Annotated in this window: 19 protein-coding genes and 1 pseudogene; 14 read left to right on the top strand and 6 right to left on the bottom strand. The window is 62.0% G+C overall.

Annotated features, from left to right (window positions below):
• Window positions 1-193 precede the first annotated feature (193 nt).
• Window positions 194-445 (bottom strand): helix-turn-helix domain-containing protein, encoded by a 252-nt coding sequence (locus tag AC0L3X_RS37170; RefSeq protein WP_439034009.1) that lies wholly within the window; start codon window positions 443-445, stop codon window positions 194-196.
• 158 nt (window positions 446-603) lie between these two features.
• On the opposite strand from AC0L3X_RS37170, the gene AC0L3X_RS37165 reads away from it, so the two are divergent.
• The 5 genes from AC0L3X_RS37165 (at window position 604) to AC0L3X_RS37145 (ending at window position 3131) form a co-directional block, all read left to right on the top strand.
• Window positions 604-876 carry a DUF2285 domain-containing protein gene (locus AC0L3X_RS37165; RefSeq protein WP_439034010.1) on the top strand — a complete coding sequence of 91 codons (273 nt, stop codon included), beginning with the start codon at window positions 604-606 and terminating at the stop codon, window positions 874-876.
• A 164-nt stretch (window positions 877-1040) separates the two neighbouring features.
• The gene (locus AC0L3X_RS37160; protein WP_439034011.1) at window positions 1041-1235 is read left to right on the top strand and encodes a transcriptional regulator domain-containing protein; all 195 of its coding nucleotides are present in this window, start codon (window positions 1041-1043) and stop codon (window positions 1233-1235) included.
• Between the two features lie 139 nt (window positions 1236-1374).
• Window positions 1375-1815 carry a DUF2285 domain-containing protein gene (locus AC0L3X_RS37155; RefSeq protein WP_473317234.1) on the top strand — a complete coding sequence of 147 codons (441 nt, stop codon included), beginning with the start codon at window positions 1375-1377 and terminating at the stop codon, window positions 1813-1815.
• A 131-nt stretch (window positions 1816-1946) separates the two neighbouring features.
• On the top strand, window positions 1947-2228 hold the full coding sequence (locus AC0L3X_RS37150) for a helix-turn-helix transcriptional regulator (protein ID WP_018454787.1): 282 nt from the start codon (window positions 1947-1949) through the stop codon (window positions 2226-2228).
• Window positions 2229-2249: 21 nt separating this feature from the next.
• Window positions 2250-3131 (top strand): replication initiator protein A, encoded by an 882-nt coding sequence (locus AC0L3X_RS37145; RefSeq protein ID WP_473317233.1) that lies wholly within the window; start codon window positions 2250-2252, stop codon window positions 3129-3131.
• Between the two features lie 413 nt (window positions 3132-3544).
• Here AC0L3X_RS37145 and AC0L3X_RS37140 read toward each other — a convergent pair whose 3' ends face one another.
• Window positions 3545-4594 carry an IS110 family RNA-guided transposase gene (locus tag AC0L3X_RS37140; protein ID WP_439034014.1) on the bottom strand — a complete coding sequence of 350 codons (1050 nt, stop codon included), beginning with the start codon at window positions 4592-4594 and terminating at the stop codon, window positions 3545-3547.
• Between the two features lie 281 nt (window positions 4595-4875).
• On the opposite strand from AC0L3X_RS37140, the gene AC0L3X_RS37135 reads away from it, so the two are divergent.
• The 9 genes and pseudogenes from AC0L3X_RS37135 to AC0L3X_RS37095 all read left to right on the top strand — a co-directional run bounded on the left by AC0L3X_RS37135 (window position 4876) and on the right by AC0L3X_RS37095 (window position 15355).
• Window positions 4876-5340, top strand: a complete 465-nt coding sequence (locus tag AC0L3X_RS37135) for a DUF2840 domain-containing protein (protein ID WP_439034015.1) — start codon at window positions 4876-4878, stop codon at window positions 5338-5340.
• 29 nt (window positions 5341-5369) lie between these two features.
• Complete coding sequence (locus tag AC0L3X_RS37130; protein ID WP_444593177.1) at window positions 5370-5852, top strand: S26 family signal peptidase; 483 nt, start codon at window positions 5370-5372, stop codon at window positions 5850-5852.
• On the top strand, window positions 5852-6748 hold the full coding sequence (locus tag AC0L3X_RS37125; RefSeq protein WP_439034017.1) for a lytic transglycosylase domain-containing protein: 897 nt from the start codon (window positions 5852-5854) through the stop codon (window positions 6746-6748). Before AC0L3X_RS37130 ends, AC0L3X_RS37125 begins: the two co-directional genes overlap by 1 nt.
• A 501-nt stretch (window positions 6749-7249) precedes the next feature.
• Complete coding sequence (locus AC0L3X_RS37120; RefSeq protein WP_439034018.1) at window positions 7250-8977, top strand: relaxase/mobilization nuclease domain-containing protein; 1728 nt, start codon at window positions 7250-7252, stop codon at window positions 8975-8977.
• Window positions 8978-10287: 1310 nt separating this feature from the next.
• On the top strand, window positions 10288-12267 hold the full coding sequence (locus tag AC0L3X_RS37115; protein ID WP_439034019.1) for a conjugal transfer protein TraG: 1980 nt from the start codon (window positions 10288-10290) through the stop codon (window positions 12265-12267).
• 13 nt (window positions 12268-12280) lie between these two features.
• Entirely contained in the window at window positions 12281-12700 is a 420-nt protein-coding gene (locus AC0L3X_RS37110; RefSeq protein ID WP_439034020.1) for a CopG family transcriptional regulator, read from the top strand.
• Between the two features lie 614 nt (window positions 12701-13314).
• Complete coding sequence (locus AC0L3X_RS37105; protein ID WP_439034021.1) at window positions 13315-13641, top strand: hypothetical protein; 327 nt, start codon at window positions 13315-13317, stop codon at window positions 13639-13641.
• Between the two features lie 101 nt (window positions 13642-13742).
• Entirely contained in the window at window positions 13743-14288 is a 546-nt protein-coding gene (locus AC0L3X_RS37100; protein ID WP_439034022.1) for an SDR family oxidoreductase, read from the top strand.
• 71 nt (window positions 14289-14359) lie between these two features.
• Window positions 14360-15355, top strand: a pseudogene (locus AC0L3X_RS37095) (carbon-nitrogen hydrolase family protein).
• Between the two features lie 782 nt (window positions 15356-16137).
• Here AC0L3X_RS37095 and AC0L3X_RS37090 read toward each other — a convergent pair.
• The 4 genes from AC0L3X_RS37090 to AC0L3X_RS37075 form a co-directional block, all read right to left on the bottom strand.
• The gene (locus AC0L3X_RS37090) at window positions 16138-16344 is read right to left on the bottom strand and encodes a hypothetical protein (RefSeq protein WP_369726319.1); all 207 of its coding nucleotides are present in this window, start codon (window positions 16342-16344) and stop codon (window positions 16138-16140) included.
• A 145-nt stretch (window positions 16345-16489) separates the two neighbouring features.
• Window positions 16490-16705 carry a hypothetical protein gene (locus AC0L3X_RS37085; protein ID WP_439034023.1) on the bottom strand — a complete coding sequence of 72 codons (216 nt, stop codon included), beginning with the start codon at window positions 16703-16705 and terminating at the stop codon, window positions 16490-16492.
• A gap of 826 nt (window positions 16706-17531) precedes the next feature.
• Window positions 17532-17927, bottom strand: coding sequence for a hypothetical protein (locus tag AC0L3X_RS37080; protein WP_439034024.1), 396 nt, complete (start codon window positions 17925-17927; stop codon window positions 17532-17534).
• 90 nt (window positions 17928-18017) lie between these two features.
• On the bottom strand, window positions 18018-18254 hold the full coding sequence (locus AC0L3X_RS37075) for a hypothetical protein (RefSeq protein WP_231144062.1): 237 nt from the start codon (window positions 18252-18254) through the stop codon (window positions 18018-18020).
• Between the last annotated feature and the right edge of the window lie 5 nt (window positions 18255-18259).

Genomic DNA, 18259 nt, shown 5'->3' with positions numbered 1-18259 from the left:
CCCCCCCCCCCGCCCCCCCCCCCGCCGCCCGGCCGCGGGGCGCCCCCCCCCCCCCCGGGGGCCCCCCCCCCCCCCCCCCCCCCCGGGGCCGGGCGGGCGGCAACGCGTGTCCGCGTCCGGCGCTCGCCGGGCCTTCGGCCCGGCTCGCGAAGTCAGGCTCTACGATTGTTGAAAATGGATTCCCACGAGCCGATCACTTCCGCTTAGCGGGCTTTGATCGCTCGGCTCGCGCCTCGTCATCTGGGAGAACGAGATCGACGTGGCTGACGCCCAACGTGCTGGCGAGTTCAAACAAGGTTACGACAGTTGGATTGCGGCGGCCGCGCTCCAGGTCACTGACATATTGTTGGGTAAAGCCGGACGCTTCGGCGAATTTCTCCTGCGTGAAGCGCTTCTGCTTCCGCAGTCTTGCGAAATTCCGACCGACCAACTTGCGCATGTCCATCGGCGCAAGTTGCGGCTTTACATACTATGAGGTTTATCTCCTATAATATGTATTCAACTATCCCGTGCTGGCCCCGTCGGCGGAATACGGCTAAATTTGGACGCGTTCACCACTCTGGCGGCCAAGCGTCTAGAATCGTTGCAAGTGGATTGGAAGCCATGAAGAAGCCGCCGCTCGATCCCGACATTGCGGACGCTGCCCCCTCTGATCCGAAGCTAACGCCGTATGACGAACAGCATGTCGTCACGTACATTCGCCTTCTGCAGGCGGAGGGTGAGGGGGCGGACTGGCGTGAGGTCGCTCGAATCGTCTTACATCTCGATCCGCAGCGGGAGCCGGACCGTGCACGGACCGCATATCAGAGCCATCTTGCACGCGCCAAATGGGTGACCGAGCAGGGACGTCTTTTACGTGGCGACGGCTCAAAATAGAAAAAATCGCCGACTAGGGGCGCGCAGCCGGAATGCTTTTCTTCCGCTTACGGGTGGTCATGCTCATGCACCACGTGGTGCCAAACTAGGGGCTTCCTACAACCGCGTCGTTTATAATTATTGCGCCGCAATCCTTATTAGCTGCATGCAATGGGGCGGAAGCAATGCCTGAATTCGACTGGCGGTCGCCGGATTCGTTTAAGAGCCTAGAGAATGCCGACATCACTGAAATCGCCTGGGTAGGTCTTCGTATGAACGTGGACTACCAACGTGACTACGATGCGATCATCGTCAACAACTCAGATGGCGCGGTGACTGAGGAATTCAGGAGGAGGTGGGGCCTCTGCTTTCGCCCATGACCCGCAGGGATCGTTCCACGAGAAGACAATCTTTTGGGCGCCCGAGGTTCTCCCGACCGTCGTCCCGGTCACTGTAACCGCTTCAACGCCTGGTCAAGACCAAACGCCTCAGCCGCCGCTGGATCTTGCATCTGGTCAGGTGCGCCGTGCCGCTGACGGCTGGCATGCCGTGCTGCAAATCGGTTCGGTGGAGCACCGCATCTGGTCGAAACAGCCGCTGACGGCAGGCGCTCGCTATGCGGCCGAGTTGCCGTTTGATCGCGATTTCGAGGCGCGCGCGCATGCCGCCACGCGGCTGTGGCGCGCGATGAATGGACGCGCGCCAGGGCCTCCGTTTCATCGCGTTCCCAAACAGCGGCGTGAACGACTGTGCGCAGCCCTTCGCGCGGCCGCGGCGTATCTCGCCGGCGCGACTTATCGCAGCATCGCAGAAGCTCTGTTTGGCAAGGGGCGCATCTCGGATCGAGGCTGGAAAACACACGATCTGCGCAGCCGAACCCGTCGCCTTGTACAAAGCGGCCTCGCATTTGTGCGCGGAGGCTATCGCAAGCTGCTTCGGCCAAGACGCAGAGACGAGTAGCGCCCTTGCTGGGGGGCCGCAAATCGACCCCCCGATATTCGGCATCCCCCTCCGAGATCGCGCTTCTCCATGATGACCGCACACACGCCAGCGCCGCCATGCGCGGTGCGCTGTCATCCTGGAGTTCTCAAATGCCCGATTCGACGGCCGGTCTACCTCCGCGCTTCCTGCGAACGCCGGAGGCTGCGCGTTACCTTGGCCTCTCCGGTCGCACGCTCGAGAAGCACCGCACCTACGGCACCGGACCGACCTATCGGAAGATCGGCGGACGTGTCGTCTACGCCGTAGACGATCTGAAAGCCTGGGCTGACCTCGGCGCCAAAACGTCGACGTCTGACCCGGGGAAGGGGACCGTGCTGCCGGCAAAGAAGCATCCGGTGCTGCGCCCATATGCAGGCCAGGAACGTCGCTGATCGCGGGCGAGAGCAGTGAGCATGCGGCGCAAACACCATTCCGAGCGCGACCAGCTTGAGCTCTTTCGGGCGCTGCCCGGCGACCTCGCGCCCCGCGATGCGCAGGATCTCATGGCTTATCCGTTCTTCTCGCTCGCAAAAACAAAGCGCATTGTGCCAATTGATTTCCGTGCCGGTGCGATCGCCATTCGTGTCGAGGCGGTGCCGGAACACGGCATGGCGACAATATGGGATGCCGACGTTCTGATCTGGGCCGCGTCCCAGATCGTCGAAGCCCGTGACGCCGGGTTGAAGACGTCGCGCCTGATGGCTGCAACGCCTTACGAGATCCTGACGTTTGTCGGCCGCGGCACCAGCGCGCGCGACTATGACCGGCTGAAGGCGGGTCTCGACAGGTTGCAGTCAACGACCGTGCTGACGTCGATCCGTCAGCCGGCAGAACGGCGGCGGCATCGCTTCTCCTGGATCAACGAATGGAAGGAGACGGCCGATGCAAATGGTCGACCATTTGGGCTCGAGCTGATCCTGCCCGATTGGTTCTATGCGGGCGTTATCGATGACGCGCTCGTGCTGACAATTGATCGCGGCTATTTCGATCTGACGGGCGGGCTTGAGCGGTGGCTCTACCGCCTCGTGCGCAAGCATGGCGGTCACCAGGACGGCGGCTGGAGTTTTGACCTTGTGCACCTCCATGCCAAGTCCGGCATCCTCTCGCCGCTCAAGCATTTTGCCTACGACATACGTCAGATCGTGCAGCGTCAGACATTGCCCGGCTATCGGCTCGTGCTCACACGCGATCCTGATGGCGCCGAGCGGCTGAACTTCGTGCCCACGCTCGTTGATCCCTTAACGGCACGCCTGCGCCGGCGCGGACTCATTCCAAATTCGGAGGACAACCTGTGAATCAGCTCGTGCTATCGAGGACCGCAACCCTCGTGCTATCGGGGACCCGATCCTCGTGCTATCGGGGACCGGAATCGAGCTTAAGTGCTTGTTTTCCTGCGCGTTCCGGCCACTCCAACTTTTCGTTGGCGTCGACATCATTGCCTGGTGCGCGTCACGTCCTTTTGCAGCCACTCGCTCGTCGAGGAGAACTCGCTAACATCCGTGGTTGGCACGATGGCCACCACAAGCCGGAATCTGAGGAAAGGGCGGTCAGGCTAACCAGCGCCGTGCTTGATGGCTTCAAACGTCGTCATGAAGCCGCCGGCAAGAAAAGTTGCGATCTCACCCAAATCCCCGTCTCCTCGGGAGACGCTGCTCCGCCGTGGCGGAAGGAAAAGGCGCGCGTGGAAGCGGCCGGGTCGCGGAGGCCGTTACGCCGCCGCAGCGACCCGGCCGCGCTTGCCGCCGGTGCCAAACCGGAAGGTGGTGCCATCGATCCAGATCTTGTGCAGCAGCACGGCGAGCGCGCGCGCCACCGCCGTCGCCGCGCGCTTCAGACCCTTCTTCCTGGCCAGCCGCAGGCCCCAGAGCCGCAGCTTGAAGTTCTTCGGAATGCGCGTCAGGATCGCGATGGCCGCCTCATACAACATCGCCCGCGTCAGCTCGTCGCCGCATTTGGAGATGCTGCCGATCCGGTCGGTCTGGCCGGATTGATAGCGCCGCGGCGTCAGCCCGAAATGGGCGCCGACATTGGTCGACTTCCTGAATCGCGCCGGATCGTCGACGGTGGCGCGGAATGTCAGCGCCACGAGCGCGCCGACGCCGGGCACGGTCATCATCCGCCGCACCGCGCTGTCGCCGCGCGCTGCCGCCAGCGCCAGGCGGTGCAGTTTTGCCAGCTGCAGCCGCATGGCGTTGCGGGCGTCCAGCAGCGGCCCGACGATCGCTTCCAATTCCTTCTTCCCGGCCAGGAGATCGCGCACCCGCGCCTCAAAACGGCCGACCGAGATCTCGCCGACCTTGAGGCCGAACGGGCGCAACAGGCCGCGGATCATGTTCTCCATGTCCAGCACCTTGCCGAGCAAGGCCTTGCGCCCGACCAGCAGCGCCCGCACCGTCTGTGCGCTCTCCGACTTGACGTGAACCGCGCGGAACCAGCCGGTCCGCATCATCTGGGCAATGCCCTTGGCGTCGTTGCGGTCGGTCTTGTTCAGCATCGCGTTCAGCGCCGCCTTGGCGTGCCGGGTCTCGATGCAGATCACGGGCAGGCCCTTGTCGGAAAGCGCCGTGAACAGCCACGCACTGTACGAGAACGCTTCCAGCCCGACGCGCTTCAGCTGGATACCCCATTCCGCCAGGAACAGTTCGATCGCGTCCGGATCGGTCTCGAGTTTCGCCTCCCGGACCACCTTGCCGTCGCCGTCCACCACGCAAATGTTGGTCGCCTCGAGCGACACATCAAGCCCTGCATAGAAGTCCATCATGCGCCTCCACCACCGCCGACCGCCGGACCGCACCGCGCGTTCCGTTCGCGAATCGCTGTGCAGCATTTTCGCAGCCGCAGGGCCGGCGAGGGGGCACCGGTCAGTACCCCGGCTAACCAGAAATCCTTCGGATTTCTTCTAACGGACCGGACCGAACGCCACATTGGACGCGATTGGCGAGGCCGGGCCGCGAGTCGTGCTTGCCTTCACCAGCCGCATACGTACTTCGCCAAGCGCAAAGCTCACGGCTCTCAGCTCCAGCACCAGGGAGCCGCGGCATGAGTGACCTCACCGAAGTAGAAGTGCTGTGGCTTGAGAAGCGCATCGAAAACCGCATTCGGTTCGGTCGCATCGTCAACGAGCGGAAGCTTGATCGTCACCGGCGTGTTCTGTCATTTGCACCCGGCAGCATCTTTGCCTTCGTCCGTTGGACCTCGAACGATTTCGGCACGATCATTTCGCGCATCGACATCTTGCGCGCGGTCGCAGCGGGACAGCGCTGCTCGACCGTACCGTATGTGACGCCCGGCGGAGAGATTTTGCTGCGGCTCTCCGGCTGGCCGAAGGTCGAACGAGTGCTCCAGATGACCGATGCCATCGAGGCGCTCGGCATCCATCCAGCCGACGTCGCGCCTGATCATTGGCATCACGTGCATAACCGTCTGTCCGTCAACGAAAACCCGCGTCCCTATACGAAGGCGCGCCACCAGGCCTGGCTTCACCGGCAGAGGGTCATGCGATGACACCGCGGCGGCTCAAGACGTTGACCACGATGCTCGGCGGTGCCGTCGCACTTATCGCGCCAATCGTTCTGGAGATTACGCCGGCCTACATCTGGAATGCATCCGAGAGTGTACCGATCGGACTCTACCGCGTGCAGCCTGCGGACAAACTATTGGTTACGGAACTCATCGCCGTACAGCCACCGGAGCCGCTCGCCACCTTCCTCGATCTGAACGGGTACCTGCCAGCCGGATTGCCGATGCTCAAACGCGTGCTGGCGCTTCCCGGGCAGACCGTTTGCCGAAGCGGGCTCACCATTTCGGTTGACTCCATCCAAATGGGCGAAGCCCGGGAGCGTGACGGCCGTGGCCGTCCCCTCCCGAAATGGCAGGGCTGTCGCATGGTCGGTGAGGGCGAATTCTTTGTGATGAACTGGCAGTCCACCAGCTCACTGGATGGCCGTTATTTCGGGCTCTTGCCGGCATCGGCTCTCATTGGGCGCGCGCTGCCGGTGTGGACCTGGGAGGATTGATGGTGCCCGTATTGAGTTTCCGAACAGCAATTCCTCTGTTCGGCCGCATGCTGCACCATTCCTCCGTCCCGACCGACAATTGCGCGGTCGTTGCGCGCAGCGGCGGTCCAGGGCGGCCGAACGGCCGGCGCGAAGCGGCTTTACCCTGGACGGGCGCGAGCACGACGGCAGGCTTGCGCTTGTTCGAAGGGAGCCTGCGCGCTGTCGTACCGTTGTTGATTGCGCTGACCGTGAGTAACGCCACTGCTGTCGCCGAGACGCGACCCGCGGAGCCTTCAGCGAGTCATCGAGCTGGCGATCCGGTTTCGGAGTTTGTCGAGCAGGCCTCGCGCCGCTTCGGCGTGCCGGCGCGCTGGATCCGCGCAGTCCTGGACGTCGAAAGCGCGGGAGACAGGCGTGCCAGGTCACCGAAGGGTGCCATGGGGCTGATGCAAATCATGCCGGCGACTTGGGCGGAACTTCGCGAGCGCTACAATCTCGGGAACGATCCCTACGACCCGCGCGAAAACATTCTGGCCGGCACGGCCTACTTGCGCGAACTGCTCGATCGGTATGGCTCGCCTGGCGTGTTTGCCGCGTACAACGCGGGACCATCTCGCTATGAAGAGCATCTCGCTGGCGGCTCTTTGCCAGACGAGACGCGAGCATACGTCACAAAGCTTGCAAATCTGCTTGCCATCCAACTGCCGCCGAGGTGGACGCCCAGCGGACAGTCATCAGCAACTGAGACGCTATTCGTCGCGCGATCCGATCTCATGAAAACGCGAGATCGGTTGCTGGCGCTCATCCCGTCGAGCGGTGTCACGACCGCAATCTCGGCGCCCGATGTTTCACCCATGGTCCCCAGGCCTATTGGCGTGTTCGTCCCTCGATCGGATTCGGGAGCATCGCAATGACCAAGTGTGTGGGTTCGCAAGCTGATGGGGTACGGGCGATGCCTTCGGCCCGCGCTCTACTCGTCGCTTCGCTCCTCACCGAGCCACCCTTCGGGTGTCTCGGCCCTTCGGGTAACGATCGCTATCGCAAGCGCCCGGAAGCAGTCGGGCTTCGCAAGTTGGCTGCCAAGTCGCGGCGGCTCTTTCGCAATGAATCGGGCACCAGCCGACGTGTTCGGGGAGGCGCTATTGAAGGTCTGTCGCAATGACCCGAACTGCATCTTGTCGCAGATCGAGAGTACCGAGAGTCTGTTGGCTTGGAGGTCGGCCCCTGGGAAGCAGCGACCGGGAGACGACGACGGCAGGACGGCAGGATAAAAGCCGCAAGGTGCGGCCGGTCGGTTGTGCGAGAAAGTGTATCGATTTCAATGATCGAGTAAACATTACGCGGACTCGGAGCAAGGTTCAGCTTTCGCCAACGCGCTGTTCTTACACGGCTTTCGGTACCTTGCGGCAGCCGGAATGACGCGTGACGATGATCTTCGGATCCGTCCCGGCCGTATCCGTTCCACGCGCGCGCCTCGGACAAAGCCCTTTCTGGCGCAGGCACTCACTGCGGCTCAGAAGGCCGGCGGCCTCTCGCGAGGCAAGCATGGCCATGGCCGTAAGTTTGGACGCGGCCGCGCCGCGAGCATCGCTGCGGCACGGCTCCTCAACGCCCGCGGCCGCGGCGCTATGGTCAAGGCCCGGGTGGTGCGGCGGATGCGTTCGCCGGGCGCGTTGCGCGCTCATATCGGTTACCTGCAGCGCGATGGAGTCACGCGCGACGGCGCTCCGGGCAAACTATTCGACGCTGCGGGAGACGATGCGGATGGTCGCGCCTTCGTCACGCGTTGCGAGGGTGACCGCCATCATTTCAGGTTCATCGTCTCGCCTGATGATGCTGGTGAACTTGCCTGCCTGCGTAGCTTCACTCGGGAGCTGATGGACCAGGCCTCGCGCGACCTTGGCACACGGCTTGACTGGGTCGCGGTCGACCATTGGAATACCGAGCATCCGCACATTCACATCCTCGTGCGGGGCCGTACGGATGACGGTGCCGACCTCGTCATCAGTCGCGATTATATCGCTATGGGCTTACGCGCCCGCGCCAGTGACCTTGTCACGCGCGAACTTGGCCCTCGCTCGGAGCTCGAGATCCGCCAGAGCCTTGAGGCGGACATGACTGCCGAACGCTGGACCAGGCTCGACCGGGCGCTGTCCCGGGAAGCGGGGACGGCGGACGGCGTCATCGATTTGAGGTTAGAGCGGGATGCCGGGCGCGATCCACTGCGGGAAATTCGGATCGGGCGGATGCGGACGCTCGAGCGGCTCGGCTTGGCGGAACCTGCCGGGCCCGCGGTCTGGGTCCTGGCCGCCGATGCAGAGGCGCGGTTGCGCGCGCTTGGCGAGCGCGGTGACATCATCAGGCGGCTGCACAAAAGTCTCACGCGGGACGGCGCCAGCCGCGCACCTGCATGCTGGGCACTCGAAGGCGAAAGTCATGGCGAACCGATCGTTGGCCGTCTCATCGCGCGCGGGCTTGATGACGAGCTCAAGGGCACAGCGTTTGCCATTGTCGATGGGATTGACGGGCGCGTGCATCACGTGAAGCTTCCTGACCTCGAGGCGGCCGGTGATGGGCCGATCGGTGGGATTGTGGAACTGCGCCGGTTTGCGGACGCCCGTGGTCGGACACGGATTGCGTTCGCGGTTCGCTCGGAACTCGTTCTGGATCAGCAGGTCGCGGCGGAGGGAGCCACGTGGCTGGACCGGCAGCTCGTCGCGCGAGCTCCTGCCGAGCTCTCCCGCAATGCGTTTGGCGCCGAGGTTCGTGCGGCACTCGAACAGCGCATCGATGTGTTGGCCGGCCAAGGGCTCGCCCAGCGCCATGGCAACAAGGTCCGGCTAAGCCGCAATCTGATCGACGCCCTCCGGGATCGCGAACTCGACGTCGTCACACGACGCCTCATGGAGGAAACGGGCCTTCCGCACTTGCCATCTGACGCAGGTGAGCAGATTTCGGGGGTTTGTCGTCGGCGCCTGTCATTGGCCTCGGGGCGCTTCGCGATGATCGACAACGGCCTCGGCTTTCAGCTTGTGCCCTGGTCGCCTTCGCTCGAGCGGGAATTGGGCAAACAGGTCAGCGGCATCGCCGGTCCAGGCAGCGTCGACTGGGACTTCGGGCGCAAGCGCGGCCTATCGCTCTGACCTGAGGTCCTGGCGCTGCACTGCGCCCAATTGCAGGGCGGGCGAGACTTGGTTGCCCCCGCGTGGACAGGTCAAGACGGAAAAATGGGAGAGGAGCGACAGTGAGCAGCGAATGGCAAATGGAGGATCCACCGTTCTGGACGTATCTCTTTATCGCCTCTGGGTTCCCTCGACCTTGGTGGCGCTCGATGGTCGGCTGGACGCAGCCGTGTGGAAAAATGCGCCGTTGAGCTTGCTGAGGCTCGTCAGCCTCTCACGGCAAAATCGGCTAGCAGGACCCTTCGAATCGAGATGGCCACCCCGTGCGCGGAAACGGCAAGGGACCTTCGATCTTGAAGTGATCGGAAGGTGTCTGGCTGTGGCTTGAGCGGTGATACCTCCGTGCGTGCTGGTCTCGGATGCCGATGCTCAGATGTTCTGCAAAAGACCCCGCCGCTTCGCTCACCGCTTTTCCGTCCGCCAGAGTCCAGTTTGCTGGACCCCGTTCCGTTGTGCGGGTGTCATCGAGCGGGCGAATAGCGATTTTATCTGCTCGACTGTGGAGGCATTCGCGCGAGGTTATCCGCGTATGCAGGCCGGCGAGCAATCGGACAACTCCGGGCCGGCAATCCAGCTTGAGGAGTGGATAGGCGAACTGCAGCCGATTCGCGCAATGATGATTTGGCAAACGCTAGTCGCCTGTCCCAATCTCCAGAGAGACCGCAACAGCTGATGTGCAACTTCCAAGCATCTAGCGGGCCAAAACAATAGGGCGCCAATAGGCGACCGGCTGGAGGAGGGACTCGCTCGATACCGATCTGCGGGAGTATCTCGATGACCGTCGGCCCGGCAGTGTCGTTCCGTCGGGAATAAGCGCTCCTGCCGGGACGCTCCCCGCATGAGCCTTATACTCCAACTCCGCGAACCCCGCCTCCTGCCGATTTAATCCGCGAACGTCCGCCTCATCAACAAGGAGTTGTGGCACGCCGCACGCTCCCTGGATCGTGCGCGCTTGACGGAGGGCTTAGGGGAAGACGCGAGCTAGCCTTCGCAGGATTCTATAACCCGGAGCGTCGCTTCGCGAAGGCCGGCCGGTTCGCCTCGAGCGGCAGCACGGTACGAGTTGATTCTGTCATCATCCAAGCGCCGATCACGCGAAGCTGGTTGGACGGTTCCTTGAGGCAGCCTGTTCTAGGGGGAGCGAACTTTTTCGGCCCAAACGCCGCTTCCCGATCTGACCCGCCGATCCCTTCGCTAGGGCGCGCGCGACTACGAGAAACGTAAGCCCCTGATTGTGGCCAACAGGTCGATGGTGTCGATATCTGCAAGCCATGTCAGCGACAAAAATCATCTGGCATCAGGTGATCCTGGTTTGCCTGATCGCGTTCACCTTCGTGTGGGCAGCGACCGAATGGACCGCGTATCAGCTTGCGTTCCAGCCGCAGCTTGGACCGGCCTGGTTCAGGCTAGGGGCCTGGCCCATCTACGAGCCGTTTGCCTTCTTCATCTGGTGGTTCGAATTCGACGCTTACGCGCCCGCGATATTCCTCCAGGGGGGCGCCATTGCCGGGAGCGGTGGGATCGCGGCAGTCGCCGCAGCAATGGTGCTTTCGGTCTTGCGCGCGCATGAGGCTCGCGATGTCACGACTTACGGATCAGCGCGTTGGGCCGATACGCGCGAGGTCAAACGGGCGGGGCTGCTAGGCGCCGATGGCCTCGTACTCGGGCGTTTCGACGGTCGATATCTTCGCCATGATGGCCCTGAGCACGTGCTCTGCTTTGCGCCTACCCGTTCGGGCAAGGGGGTCGGCCTGGTCGTTCCAACTCTTTTGACTTGGCCGCGCTCGGTGATCGTCCACGATATCAAGGGCGAGAATTTCCAGTTGACCTCGGGATGGCGCGCCCGCCTTGGAGATGTACTCTTGTTCGACCCGACAAACGCGGCAAGTGCGGCCTACAATCCCCTTCTTGAGATTCGCCGTGGTGATTGCGAAGTACGAGACGCCCAAAACGTGGCGGATATCCTGGTCGATCCCGAAGGGGCACTCGAGCGCCGCAATCATTGGGAAAAAACCAGCCATTCTCTGCTCGTCGGCGCGATCCTGCATGTCCTTTATGCTGAAGCTGACAAGACACTTGCCGGGGTCGCCAGATTCCTTTCGGACCCGTGCCGCCCGATCGAGACCACGCTGAATGCGATGCTTGCGACTCTTCATCTTGGTGATCGCGTTCATCCTGTCGTCGCTTCCGCTGCGCGAGAGCTGCTCAACAAGAGCGAGAACGAGCGGTCGGGCGTGCTGTCGACCACAATGAGCTTCCTGGGCCTTTATCGCGATCCGGTCGTCGCTAAGGTCACCGCGCGGAGCGATTGGCGGATTCGCGATCTCGTCGACAGACCGCAGCCCGTTTCGCTCTATCTTGTCGTGCCGCCATCCGACATCGTCCGCACAAAGCCCCTGATGCGGCTCATCCTTAATCAAATCGGGCGGCGCCTGACCGAGAGCCTGGATCCCGACCGGCACCGCCAAAAACTCCTCCTGATGCTCGACGAGTTTGCAGCCCTTGGCCGGCTCGACTTCTTCGAGAGCCAGCTTGCCTTCATGGCGGGCTATGGCATTCGCAGTTTCCTGATCACTCAGAGCTTGAATCAATTAGAACGCGCCTATGGACCGAACCACGCGATCCTCGACAATTGCCACATCCGGATCGCCTTCTCCACGAATGACGAGCGCACCGCTAAGCGCGTCTCGGACGCGCTGGGGACCGCGACCGAACTGCGCGCCATGAAAAACTATGCCGGGCATCGCTTAAGCCCCTGGCTTGGACACTTGATGGTGAGCCGCCAAGAGACGTCCCGTCCGCTCCTGACGCCCGGCGAAGTCATGCAGCTCTCATCGAAGGAGGCGATTGTGATGGTGTCGGGCCTCCATCCCCTGCGGGCCACTAAGGTTCGCTACTATGAGGACCCGCAATTTCAGAAGCGAATCTTCAAGCCCGCCAGAACAGGAACGATTCTCTTGTCCACGCGCCCGGATGAGGACTGGTCAGGGCACCCAACCGCTGCGCCCTCGATCGAACTGCTTGCGCCCCGGCAACGAAAACGTAGCGATCCGAATGGGGGGCTGCGGCGCGAGCCAGAATTGCCGCAGCACGAGGAGATCGAAATCGAGGCACCGCTTCCGGAACATGAGTTCGATGCTGGTCCCGATGAGCCGGACGCAGATGCGGTCCAGGCACAAGCCCTAAGCCGCGCAATGCGGGGAGTAGCGCGCGCGACCAGCCTCGACCCTGACGATGGCATGGACCTGTGAGCGGGCCAAATCGGTGAAAAAGATTCAGCTCAGTGTCTACCTTGATCCGCAGACATTCAGAACCCTTGATGTCTTCGCAGAGCGTCGTGGCCAGCCCAAGTCGCTGGTCGCAGAGGCTGCGATCGCGTCATTTCTTTCGCCTGACGATTCCGACCGACGCGAGGCGATCATTGCCAAGCGGCTGGATCGGATCGCACGGCTGCTCGAGCGTCTCGAACGCAATGACAGCATCACGCTCGAGACGCTCGCCCTGTTCATCCGCTTCTGGTTGACATCGGTGCCAGCATTGCCAGAACAATCCAGTCCAGCCGCTCGCGCCAAAGGCGCCGAACGTTATGATCGATTCGTTGAAGCGCTCGGCCGAAGGCTTTCCAGCGGATCAAGCGTTCTGAAAGAGGTGAGCTCCGATTTGAACGCCGGAATTCCAGAGTAAGTCGATCGACGGTCGGAGCGGGCGGATCATGCTGTTTGAGAACAGGCTGCGATTGCGCGCGAGGACCACAAGGGAACTTCCGAAGGTACCTCTCGCCGAGTGCATTCGGCCGCAAACAACAATAGGGCCAAATCGAATCGTGCGAGCGCGTTTGATCAGGACCGAGGACGGATATCTGAGGGGACAGACTGCATGGCGAGTTAAGAAAAGGCCGGCCTCCATCCGAGCTGCCGCTCAAATGGAGTGAGACTGCTTGCTTGAATAAGCGCAAGTCTCTCCAGCCAAGGTCTTCCCAGTAGTGCCCCTACCAGTTTTTGCGGATTGCACGGCAGGTCCTCTGTGTTAGCAATCCACATTGTCGGGCCTGACTTCGCGAGCACCGTGTCGAAAAATGCGTAAACGTGCACTGCCCCAAACTTCAGCGAACTGGTGCGACGTTATCCGTTTACGTCGGATTGCAATCAGCCAGCGCATGAGACCGCCTGCAATATGTTTCGGCAATTCCAAAGGAGCGGAACTAAATCGTCCCCTTTCGATGAAAGGGACAACTAGCCCAAGAAAAGCACACTGGCCTGGAGCTGTTCAATGAGGTCCAATTCCCCCGGGTGGCGACGATGGCCAAGCATCCTCACACCAAGACCAATCTGATCAGCTCTCTCGCCTCGCCGCCAGACGGCGTTACGCAGGCAGTGTTGCGCAAGGCCACGGGATGGAAGCTTGTCCCGATGCCCCTGATCGCCAAGCGGTGCAAGATGCAGCTGATTACCAAACGTGAGAAGGGCAAAGTCACTCGCAAGAATGGCAAGATCGCCAGCAAGAGCGGCCACTTCACCACGTACTACATGATGGCGCATCGTTCGACTACGGCAGTAGCCGACGCGACTACCCACACAGCGGGCAGAAAGCCTTATCCCTCAATGCACAAGCCGAGCGATGCGTAAAACGCGTCATGAGCCAAAGTCCTGCAGGGCGTTGCGCAGCTATCCGGACAGCGAGGCTTGGCTGTTGCCGCTTTTCGCGCCGGCTATCCCGCTTCCATGGAATGCGCGAAACTATCATAGCCCATTTCGACGCCAATGCCGAACTCGGCTCGACAACGCAGCAGAGCTTTGACGTCTTGACCGCCAACTTCCGCGGATCCTATTTCAACGTTCAGAAGGCATTACGTCTGATGCACAACAGCAGCGCGATCGTTTTCACGTCTTCTTTGTTCGATCAGGCCGGAATCGCGGCCACATCGACCGTATCGGCATCGAGGGCTGTACGGCGCAACTTTACGCGAAGGCTTGGCGCCGAGCTGATCCGCCGGAGCGTCCGGGTAAACACCGAGAGCTCGGGCGTCATCGAAGGCCCGCTGTTTAGGAGGCTCGGCATTTCCGAGGTCAGCGTTCAAGCAAACCGAAAGGCCCTGCTGGAGCAGATATCCGCGAAACACTTCGGAAAGCCGCGGAAGATCGCGACGGGTGACTTTTCTCGTTTCCGACGGCGCATCTTACATCACCGGCATCGACGTGGCTGTCGATGGCGGACGCAGCACGCAGCCCTGAGTCCAACAAGCCCTGCCGGTGTGCTCGAACCAGCCCCGTGAGAGTCATCCGTCGTCCTCTACACCAGTGCCAATGCCACGCCTCCGATCCCGACAATGAGCAGGAGAAGACAATGACAAACATCGTCAAGGCAGCCGCCGTACAGATCAGCCCCGTGTTGTACAGCCGAGAGGGGACGGTCGAGAAGATCACCAAAAAGATTCGCGAATTAAGCAAGAAGGGGGTGCGTTTCGCCACGTTTCCTGAGACCATCATTCGATACTACCCGTATTTCTCGTTCGTCCAGCCGCCCTTCGCGCTTGCCAAGGAGCATCAGAGGCTGCTTGAGCAATCCCTTACGGTTCCCTCTGCGGAGACGCACGCGATCGCCGAAGCCGCGAGGACGCCCAAATGGTCGTTTCGGTCGGCGCCAACGAGCGGGACGGAGGATCGATCTATAACACTCAGCTCCTATTCGATGCGGACGGCACGCTGATCCAGCGTCGCCGCAAGATCACCCCCACCTATCATGAGCGGATGGTCTGAGGCCAAGGCGACGGTGACGGCCTTCGCGCCGTAGACAGCGCCGTTGGCCGGATCGGCCAGCTTGCGTGCTGGGAGCATTATCTCCCGCTGGCCAGATACGCCTTGATTGCCGATGGCGAGCAGATCCACTCGGCGATGTACCCCGGTTCGATCTTCGGCCCCCTCTTCTCCCAGCAAACGGAAGTGAGCACCCGGCAGCATGCCCTTGAGTCGGCCTGCTTCGTCGTCAGCGCAACCGCATGGCTCAACGCCGACCAACAAGCCCAAATTGCCAACGACACGGGCGGTGCTATCGGTCCGATTTCGGGCGGTTGCTTCACCGCTATCGTTGCCCCCCGACGGTCAATTGATCGGCGAGCCCATGAAGGAAGGTGAAGGAGAGGTGATTGCCGAGCTCGACTTCATCGAAATCGACGGGCGCAAGAGAGTGATTGATGCAAGCGGTCACTACAGTCGCCCTGAACTGATCAGCCTCTTGATCGACCGGACACCTTCTTCGCACGTCCACGAACGGATTGTTCCTCCCAGGGGCGTGGCTCCAAACGGCCTTCACCGTGAGAACCGTGCTGGCGACGCCGCTTAGGCCTCAATGGTCTTCCCCCGCCGGGGCCGGGACAGGGCGTATCCCGGCTTCGACCTGAGCCCGGATAGGGGTAACCGTCCGAGAGCCGGATAGGCAAAGAGAAAGAACTAGTTTGCAGCGGGGCCGTGCGGACACTCGCATGATCCAGACCGGTTCTCCATTGGAGAAACGCCCTGCTGCGGAGCCTCGCCGACCGCCAGGCTACAGCGCATCTCGTCACTGCAGCGGCAAGTCCGCTCAGGTGTCCGGACTGTTACGCTGGCGGCGCATTGTCCATCCTTGCGGCGCCTCGTCTCGAGATCTGGATGTTGCCTCGGATGAGGATCCGCTCATATCGGAAGTCCACATCGTCGGCTCGAGACGGCTCGTCCTGGCAGGTCTCACCGAGCGGCGCCCCACCGGCGTGAGATCAGGTCCGGGCGATCCTCGCCGGGCAAGCTGGTGGCTGAAAGTGAAGCGCGCACTGTAGGTATGTGATCTCCATGCAAGAGCGCGCAACACGAGCGCCCATTTCGGGTTAGGATTCCATGGAGGACGATAAAACAGAATGCCGGCGAGAAGGTACCCCCGCTTGCGCGCTCGATCAACGATGCGGACCCGGCCGCGCGGCTTGAGCACTGGGCCAAAGAATACGCAAAGCCCTGTCGCAGAGCCGGCCTCCAGACGCCATCAAGATTCATTACTGCCGCCGCACGGTGCTCCGGGAGGTGCGCGCCCGCCCTCAGTAAACAACCGCAGTTTCAGGGCTCAGTATCCAGGCCTATGCTGGCCGGATGGAGCAATCAGTACTTTTCAGGTGCCCGCGCACCGGCATAAACGTGCAGCACCTGCTGACAGGACTGGAGCAGATCGGTCTCGACACTCATCTGCCGGTCGTTTGTCCGGCATGCTCGTCGGTCCATTTGGTGAATGCCTCCACCGGCAAGCTGCTCGGCGACCGCAGTGCTTCCGAAGTGCGGTGACTGCGGCCAACCCGTGACATCCGGCATGCTCACTCCGGTTTGGGTGCGCATCCTTTCCCGGTGTAGGTCGTGTATCGTCCTTGGAAAATCCAGCGCCTTGGAGCCCCATGCGAGGGCTGATGCTTGCTGCCGCTGCAGACGTCGCAGTCGACCTCGCTGCCGGCGCTCTTCGTCAAGCCTCGCCAGCATCGGAGACGGAGCTCACGGCTGGCACGGTGCGGGGAAGCGGCAGCGTGCGTTGAAGGTTGCGGCTGGCCGGCGACGGCTTGCCGAGCTTGGCATCGTATCTCTCGGCCAGAACCAGAAGCCGCTTTCGCGTGAACGGGTCGGCCTTATCGGCCAGATCGCGGGCTCGCTGTGCAAAGCCCTTGTAGAACTCGACATCCATGATGTGCCCCCACGCAACGCTACCAGGGCTGCACTTAAGTACATCGACGGCTCCGACGTCAAGGCGGGCGACGAGCCTGTAGCAGCCGATCTAACGCAAGTAAGTTCGCCGTCGGCAGCGGCAATTCATGGCAGTCCTCCGTCGGATCCGGAAGCGATGCCCGGAGTGCGGGGGGATCGATGAATCTCCTGGCTGGCGGGGACACAACGAGCGCTACGTTTGCAGCCACACCGAGGGGGAATTTAGCCGCCCGCAAATGGGGCCGACAGTCCCCCTAAGCCTCCCGACAAGTGAGTGGTCGCACCGGGGCCAGCAGATACGTTTCGATGATCCTGAGGGGGCTCGACGCGCGGCGCGCGAACGGTTGTGCATACCGGAAATCGACAAGGCAGGTGTATTCCGTCGCGCGCGCGTGAGCTGGTGCGGTTGGTATGAGGCGCATTAGGCGGAAAGGGATGATGCCGGCGCATCTGCGGCGGTCGTTCGCGACGTCGCGGCGCGAGCGCGCTGTCTAGATCGCGCTGGACCTCCTTTTCGGATCAGTAGCTTTTTCGATTCTGAGGGACAAGAGGCTACGAGACGTCTGGCGCTGGTCTTTAGGAGTCCGCCGTTTCCTTCTTTCGGTACGCCAGACTGCGCGCAGAATGTCCCTGCGGTTGAAGCGGCATGCGGTCTCGGCCCTTTTGTCGTGCGTCATCGCAGGGCGATTCATCCGTTCGACCGAACATCCAGACCACGCGCGTGCAAGCGCGCGGGCGGTGTGCAGTCGCAGAGAGAAGGAAGCTGGAGTATGCAGATTAGCGGTGAGCGCCGGAAAGAACCGAGCTCAAGTCGGAATGAAGCTGAGGTGGACGCGCAGCCGAGCCCGAGCGAAGCTCAGCGGACCAGAAAGATAACGATTCAAGTTTCGGAGAGCATTTTCCAGCGACTTGAAGCCGCGACTGACCGCCCAGGGATGGGCAAGAGCGTCGTCGTAGAGGCGGCTCTTGAGCGCTTCCTGGATCCGGCGCCGACTATAGAGGGTCTTGTATACGAGGCGATCGAGCGAACGAATGAGCAGGTGCTTAGTCTGCGTACGGACATCGCGATGATCGCGGAAATAGTGGCTCTCCATGCACGATACCACCTCACGCTGACGCCGCCGATGCCGCCATCCAAGCAGGACGAGGCGTGCGTACTCGGCCTTGAGCGCTTCAAGGTCTTTGCCGAGCAGGTCGATCATCGCGTACGGTTTGGTCGGCCCTTGCTGCAGGAGACGATCGCTCGCCTTGGAAATTCCAGCCGATCCGGGTCTGAAATTGGCGGCGGGGCGTCACGCGCCGCTGCGCGAGCGCCAATTGAAGAAGAACGCCACTGTGTGGCCGCCGTAGGTGAAAAATCGGAAGCGTGTGCTGTCGCCGAGGAGGGCGGCAGCAATATCAACTTTCGACAGCTGCCAAACGCCTTTTGCTAAGGCCAATAGCCGCGCTTTGAGAAGCACGCGCAGCGATGCCACTGGGCAGATATCACGCGAAAAGCCGGTCATCCGGCCTTGGAGCTGGCGGATCATCTCTT

This window comes from Bradyrhizobium sp. MI1.7 (assembly GCF_055811795.1).
The sequence above is the reverse complement of the archived record's forward strand: the minus strand, read 5'-3'. Positions and strand labels throughout refer to the sequence as shown.

Excerpts from the sequence above, each read along its gene's own strand:
- AC0L3X_RS37170 (WP_439034009.1), bottom strand. The coding sequence starts at position 445 with ATGGACATGCGCAAGTTGGTCGGTCGGAATTTCGCAAGACTGCGGAAG.
- AC0L3X_RS37165 (WP_439034010.1), top strand. The coding sequence starts at position 604 with ATGAAGAAGCCGCCGCTCGATCCCGACATTGCGGACGCTGCCCCCTCT.
- AC0L3X_RS37160 (WP_439034011.1), top strand. The coding sequence starts at position 1,041 with ATGCCTGAATTCGACTGGCGGTCGCCGGATTCGTTTAAGAGCCTAGAG.
- AC0L3X_RS37150 (WP_018454787.1), top strand. The coding sequence starts at position 1,947 with ATGCCCGATTCGACGGCCGGTCTACCTCCGCGCTTCCTGCGAACGCCG.
- AC0L3X_RS37145 (WP_473317233.1), top strand. The coding sequence starts at position 2,250 with ATGCGGCGCAAACACCATTCCGAGCGCGACCAGCTTGAGCTCTTTCGG.
- AC0L3X_RS37140 (WP_439034014.1), bottom strand. The coding sequence starts at position 4,594 with ATGGACTTCTATGCAGGGCTTGATGTGTCGCTCGAGGCGACCAACATT.
- AC0L3X_RS37135 (WP_439034015.1), top strand. The coding sequence starts at position 4,876 with ATGAGTGACCTCACCGAAGTAGAAGTGCTGTGGCTTGAGAAGCGCATC.
- AC0L3X_RS37130 (WP_444593177.1), top strand. The coding sequence starts at position 5,370 with ATGCTCGGCGGTGCCGTCGCACTTATCGCGCCAATCGTTCTGGAGATT.
- AC0L3X_RS37125 (WP_439034017.1), top strand. The coding sequence starts at position 5,852 with ATGGTGCCCGTATTGAGTTTCCGAACAGCAATTCCTCTGTTCGGCCGC.
- AC0L3X_RS37120 (WP_439034018.1), top strand. The coding sequence starts at position 7,250 with ATGACGCGTGACGATGATCTTCGGATCCGTCCCGGCCGTATCCGTTCC.
- AC0L3X_RS37115 (WP_439034019.1), top strand. The coding sequence starts at position 10,288 with ATGTCAGCGACAAAAATCATCTGGCATCAGGTGATCCTGGTTTGCCTG.
- AC0L3X_RS37105 (WP_439034021.1), top strand. The coding sequence starts at position 13,315 with ATGGCCAAGCATCCTCACACCAAGACCAATCTGATCAGCTCTCTCGCC.
- AC0L3X_RS37100 (WP_439034022.1), top strand. The coding sequence starts at position 13,743 with ATGCGCGAAACTATCATAGCCCATTTCGACGCCAATGCCGAACTCGGC.
- AC0L3X_RS37090 (WP_369726319.1), bottom strand. The coding sequence starts at position 16,344 with ATGCCGGATGTCACGGGTTGGCCGCAGTCACCGCACTTCGGAAGCACT.
- AC0L3X_RS37085 (WP_439034023.1), bottom strand. The coding sequence starts at position 16,705 with ATGGATGTCGAGTTCTACAAGGGCTTTGCACAGCGAGCCCGCGATCTG.
- AC0L3X_RS37080 (WP_439034024.1), bottom strand. The coding sequence starts at position 17,927 with ATGATCGACCTGCTCGGCAAAGACCTTGAAGCGCTCAAGGCCGAGTAC.
- AC0L3X_RS37075 (WP_231144062.1), bottom strand. The coding sequence starts at position 18,254 with ATGATCCGCCAGCTCCAAGGCCGGATGACCGGCTTTTCGCGTGATATC.